General features: G+C 39.7%; 5 protein-coding genes. All 5 read left to right on the top strand.

Annotation, left to right across the window (positions count from 1 at the left end; all coding sequences use genetic code 11):
* A partial coding sequence (locus DPV95_RS10260) for a deaminase domain-containing protein (RefSeq protein ID WP_243583185.1) occupies nt 1-3,416 on the top strand: 3,416 nt, incomplete at its 5' end.
* The gene (locus tag DPV95_RS10255; RefSeq protein WP_111407043.1) at nt 3,416-3,787 is read left to right on the top strand and encodes a hypothetical protein; all 372 of its coding nucleotides are present in this window, start codon (nt 3,416-3,418) and stop codon (nt 3,785-3,787) included. The genes DPV95_RS10260 and DPV95_RS10255, both read left to right, overlap by 1 nt.
* 187 nt (nt 3,788-3,974) lie before the next feature.
* Nucleotides 3,975-4,361, top strand: coding sequence for an SMI1/KNR4 family protein (locus tag DPV95_RS10250; RefSeq protein ID WP_070867877.1), 387 nt, complete (start codon nt 3,975-3,977; stop codon nt 4,359-4,361).
* Between the two features lies 1 nt (nt 4,362).
* Nucleotides 4,363-4,905, top strand: coding sequence for an RNA 2'-phosphotransferase (locus DPV95_RS10245; RefSeq protein WP_111407042.1), 543 nt, complete (start codon nt 4,363-4,365; stop codon nt 4,903-4,905).
* A gap of 210 nt (nt 4,906-5,115) precedes the next feature.
* A partial coding sequence (locus DPV95_RS10240) for a hemagglutinin repeat-containing protein (RefSeq protein ID WP_133253135.1) occupies nt 5,116-5,599 on the top strand: 484 nt, incomplete at its 3' end.

The following is a 5,599-nucleotide window of genomic DNA, read 5'->3' as shown; positions in this document are numbered from 1 at the left end:
TACTTCTTTCAGCAGGTCATGACGTGAAGGCGAAAGGCATTCAGGCTATTGCGGATGATAATCTGCATATTCAGGCTGGACATGATGTTGACATTGCAGCGGATACCAATCATTTCAAAAATAAGCGTGTGGAAACCAAGAAAACGTCAGGGGTATTCACGGGCGGTGGTATTGGCATTACCTTTGGTTCGAAATCAGAAAAACATGATTATGAAACGGAAGGTTGGACACAGTCTGATGCACGTAGCACGCTAGGTTCAATGAATGGCAATATCAGGGTGAGTGCGGGTAATCATACAAATGTTCTTGGTACGGATATGATTACGCCACGCACAAATCAGATTGATATTGAGGGTGCAAGTGTTAAGGTCGAAGCGGGAAAAGATATTATTGAACGTAAAGAGGGGCATGAGTATAAACAATCTGGCGTGACAATTGCCTTGAGTACCCCAGTGACCGATATGGCACAGGCGGCTTATAACAGTGTGAATCGCAGCCAACAAGTCACCAATGGAAAACTCAAGGCACTTTATGCAGTGAAAGCCGCGGAAGAAGCGACAATGGCGGCTCAAAATGTGGGTAAGGTAGCGGAAACCTTAGATGCCTTACGTGCTGGTAATATGCAGAATACCGGGACGACATCCAGCCCAAGTGTGAAGATTAGTCTTGGTTATGGCAGCCAAAAACAAACACAAAGTAGCGAAAGCCAGAGTATTAGTCATCAAAAATCAACGGTGAGCACCGGTACGTTTAATGTAAAAGCGCGCGATGAAAAACTCACTTTTGAAGGCGTGGATGCAAATGCGAAATTGATGGCATTATCAGGTAAAAAAGGGATTGAGATAAAAGGTGTAAAAGACGAAGAGCACCAACATACCAAAAATAAATCAGCAGGGGGCAGTGTAGGCGTCTTTGTTGGAACCAATGGTAATAGTTATGGAATTGGTATTGAGGGTTCGGTGAATGTAGCGAAGGGCAAATCTAATTCGGAGAGTGAGCGTTGGCAAAATAGTCACTTGCAAGCGGATAAGCTCATCACCAATAGTGAAGAAGGCGGCTTAAACCTTGATGCAGCGAATCTTAAAGCGAAACGTTGGGAAGCGGATATTCAAAATCTCACTGTCACGAGCCGTCAAGATACGGAAAAATACGAATCCAAACAAACGAGTGCGAGTGCAAGTGGCTCGGTGGCACAGGGTTCAGGAGGTGGCGCTTCGGTGAGTGCCTCCTATAACAAAGCGAAAGTAGATTATGCGCAAGTGAATGAACAAGCTGGGATTCGTGTGGGTGAGGATGGTATGGATGCCCATATCCACAATCATACCCAACTGAATGGTGCCATCATAGAAAGCGATGCTGATGCAAGTAAAAACCGTTTTAAAACCAAATCGATTTCTACAACAGATATTGAAAATCGAAGCGAGATTAAAACCGAAAGTGCGAGCATGGGAGCAGGCACGGGAGGCATTAACCCGATGCAAGCGATAAGCAGTGCCTTGAGCTTATTAGGTAACACCAATGAAAGCGCGCGCAGCACCACCCAATCAGCCATCAGCGGCAATATTCAGATAGAGACTGAAACACCGGAAAAACTGACCGCACTTTCACGTGATACGAAGAATGCGAATCAACGTGTTGAAAAGCAAGATTTACAAAAAGTGCAAGAACGCCAAGAAATGGCTAAGGTGATAGGCGACATCAGCAACAACGCGATTAATATCGCCACGTATAATGAGCGTGAGAAGATTAATAAACTGAGTCTTGAAAAATTTAAAGCGGAAGAAAAATACGGCAAAGCGAGTACGCAAGCGCAAGAAATTGGTAAACAAATTACTGCGATTCAAAATGACATAGACGGCACTTACGGCATAGGTAGTGAAAAGGGCATGGCGATTCGTGCTGTGACAGCGGCATTACAAGCAGCGGCACAAAACGATACCGAAGGCAGTCTTGTCGCCCTGGCTTCGCCTTACCTCAACCAAGCCATCCACGAGATGACGGCAGGTGATACCGCAAAAGACAAAGCTGCGAATCTGATGGCACATGCGCTGCTTTCTGCGGTGGAGTTCCAAGTGACAGGCAAAGACCCGTTAACAGGTGCAGTGGCTGGGGTGACAGGAGAAGTGACTGCACAAATCCTTACGCAGGCAATCTATAATAAAACGCCAAATCAACTTACGGCCAATGAGAAGGAAAACATTAGTACGTTAAGCCAATTGGCGGGCGGATTAGCTGCGGCATTGACAGCGAAGGCGAATGGCACCACAGCAGAGCAAGGGGGGAATTTCCTTGCTGCAACCTCTGGGGCAGAGACGGCTAAAAGGGCGGTGGAGAATAATTACCTAAGCGTTGCAGATGTTGAGAATCTCATTCGAGAACTGAGCAAAGCACAAAAAGAGGGTCGTGATACTAAACCGATTTTAGAGAAATATAAAGGTATTAGTGAAGAAAACCGCCAGCAGCTCATAGCGTGTAATGGTAATGTGGCTTGTGAAACGGCACATTTACATGAAATGAATACAGGGGCTGAAGAGCTTGAGAGAAATTTAGGGTTCTTTAGTCGTATGACGGTGTATTATCCAAATGATTTAAATACAGCGAATCGTTCTGCATTATTTAATTTAGTTGAAAGTGAGAATGCAGAAAGTTTTAGCAAGCTTTCGGATACCACAAAATTTGGTTTGAATTTGATGGAGGCTGGTACAGCAATAGGTCTGGGGGCAGTAGCAGGTTCTGCAAAAGTTGGATTTAGCAACGTTAAGAGCTTAATTAGTGGAAAAAATAAAGCTTATCCGACATCGGGGATGGATGGGTATAAGCGTGCTAATGTTGGGGATGAGGATTATCGTTTAAGTGGTGCGGAGAATGCAGCATTGTATCCTAAATTAAAAGAGGAGTTAGCAATGAAGCAGAAAGCTGGGTTTGAAAAAGTTGTTAAAGATTTAAGTAAAAAACCTACCGGTAGTGTTTTAATGATACCTGATTATCGTCATCAATTGTCAGAGGCTAGATCAACTTTATCACCTAAGTTGCAGAGAAGTGGGAATGCAGCCGTTGCTCAAATTAATATTGATGGATTAACCACTAGAAAATTAGTTGGTCATAGTCAAATAGATAAAGCACAAGGTAGTTTTGTTGGGCAAGGAGAAACAAAATTTGAATCTCTAAAATTACCTAATAAAAAGGGAGATTTGATAGATAGAAGAGTTGATTCTGAGTATAAGATTTTATCTAATTTAGCTGATCAATTAGGTTCTAATAGACAAGCAAAAGGTCAAGTCACAATATTTACTGAGCGTCCAGCTTGCTTAAGTTGTCTAGGTGTAGTAGACCAATTTACCAAACGCTATCCAAATATAAAGGTAAATGTTTTTGATAATAACGGAAAAGCAATTAAACATAATGGAGAAAAATAATGGCAAAACGAGTTAATTATGAAACTTTAAAACAATGGTTTTTTGAGGATGCTTACATTTGGTGTCAACGTAAATTTACTGAAGGGAAAATAAAGAATTGGCATGGAGAATTTAATGAATGGGGAGGTGCTTTAGATAGTTTTGATGGGCATTTTGATTTGTTAATTGAGAAGTTAATGCTAAATGTAATTTTTATTATAACTAATGGAGCAAGGCATATATTGAGTCATCAGATAGTTTTTAATGAAATACAAGAGATTTTATTGAATAATAACCTTGATGAGCTAGTTTCGGTTTTAGAAGAAGATGAAAAAGAGGATTTTCTTTATGATTTAAATTTGATTTTAAATAATAGGGAGATTGAAGAATAGCAAGTAGTATAATGATATTTACCCAGATATCCCCACCTAGATAGAGAGCATATCCTGGCGCATACCTGTATCTATCTGAAAATAAAAAAATGAAGTTGTTAATGAAAATAGTATAAATCATCATTAAATGAAATTGATGTTTTAGGAATGCGTTAGAAGATGCGCACCACCGTTGGGGGAAGCAATTATGCAAACTAAATTTAATTTATATCCCAAAGAACAATTACCTGAAAATTTTAAGTTTCCTCAGTCTTATATTGATTTATCGAGTAATATGGAAAAGATAAATGAATTGGAATATTTTCCTTGGTGGTTTGAAGATCCTGATTATGAGAATTCAGAGATAGAGGACAGTGTTTATCTTTATAGTAAAGCAATAGAAAAACTGACAGGTGTAGCTGATTTAATATCATTCGCTAGAGATGGTGATTGGGCAGCTTGTTTCAAATTGACGGATTACTCTGGAAATCCGAGAGTTTATGTTCATGATCTTGGTAATAAAGACAATAAATATGAATGTAAGGATTTTGATGAGTGGTTAGCGGAAGAAATCAAAAGTGCAAAAGAGTATTAAAATGGACTATTTAAATTTAAGTAAAGAGGTTTCCTATGCGCTTCGTCATGCCCCATGGGAATATGAACTAGAATTGGATTCTGAAGGTTGGGTTTCTGTCAAACAATTAATTTCATCATTTAGAAATAGTGATGAAAAATGGAATACGTTAACCGAAGACGATTTAGTTAAAATGATCGACTTATCGGAAAAGAAAAGGCATGAGATTAAAAATGGAAAAATAAGAGCTTTCTACGGGCATTCAATTCCAATGAAAATTTCTAAAGAAATTGGTTATCCACCAAAGTATTTATACCATGGGACAAGTATAAATTATTTAGATGATATTAAATCAAATGGATTGAAGCCGATGTCTCGTCAATATGTACATTTATCTGAGGATGTTGAGACAGCAACATTGGTTGGAAATAGAAAAAAAGGAGAGACAATTCTTCTGATAATTGATACAGAATTAGCTCAATCTAAAGGCATTAAGTTTTATATAGGTAATGAGAAGGTATGGTTATCCGATGGTATTCCAGTCGAATTCATTAGAGAAAGATAACTTTTAAAGGAAACTAATAAAGTGCGGTCAATTTTCAAAGAGTTTTAAAACCTCTCAAAAATTGACCACACTTTTTGTATTTTCAGAGCTGTTTATCTTTAAGCAAATCTTATAATTTCACATCCAACTTCTCGTAGTGACCTTACCAAGCGGAAAACAAGTCAAAATATTTTATCCGAAGGGGCACTGCTAGAGAGTGAAGCGAAGTTAATGGCTATCGCGGAAAACGACCTTGTGCTGAATGGTGCAAAAGAAAGCCGTGATTTTGAAGAGTTTCACAAAACGAAAAGCGGAAGTGTGGCGAAGGTGACCAAAACCAGTCTTGACCAACAACAATCCGTTACTCAAGTTGGCACTCAGGTGAGTGGTAAAGACGTGGTGCTTTCAGCAGGTCATGATATGAAGGCGAAAGGCATTCAGGCTATTGCGGATAATAATCTGCATATTCAAGGCGGACATGATGTTGATATTGCAGCAGATACCAATCATTTCAAAAATAAGCGCGTGGAAACCAAGAAAACCAGAGGTGTGTTCACAGACGGCGGTATTGGTTTTACCGTTGGTTCGAAATCAGAAAAACATGATTATGAAACGGAAGGTTGGACACAGTCTGATGCACGTAGCACGCTAGGTTCAATGAATGGCAATATCAGGGTGAGTGCGGGTAATCATACAAATGTTCTTGGTACGGATA

Origin of the sequence: Haemophilus parainfluenzae (genome assembly GCF_003252755.1) — a bacterium.
In the GTDB taxonomy this organism is placed as follows: Bacteria; Pseudomonadota; Gammaproteobacteria; order Enterobacterales; family Pasteurellaceae; genus Haemophilus_D; species Haemophilus_D parainfluenzae_N.
Note: the sequence above shows the minus strand (reverse complement) of the source record. Positions and strands in the feature narration are given on the sequence as shown.

Excerpts from the sequence above, each read along its gene's own strand:
- DPV95_RS10255 (WP_111407043.1), top strand. The coding sequence starts at position 3,416 with ATGGCAAAACGAGTTAATTATGAAACTTTAAAACAATGGTTTTTTGAG.
- DPV95_RS10250 (WP_070867877.1), top strand. The coding sequence starts at position 3,975 with ATGCAAACTAAATTTAATTTATATCCCAAAGAACAATTACCTGAAAAT.
- DPV95_RS10245 (WP_111407042.1), top strand. The coding sequence starts at position 4,363 with ATGGACTATTTAAATTTAAGTAAAGAGGTTTCCTATGCGCTTCGTCAT.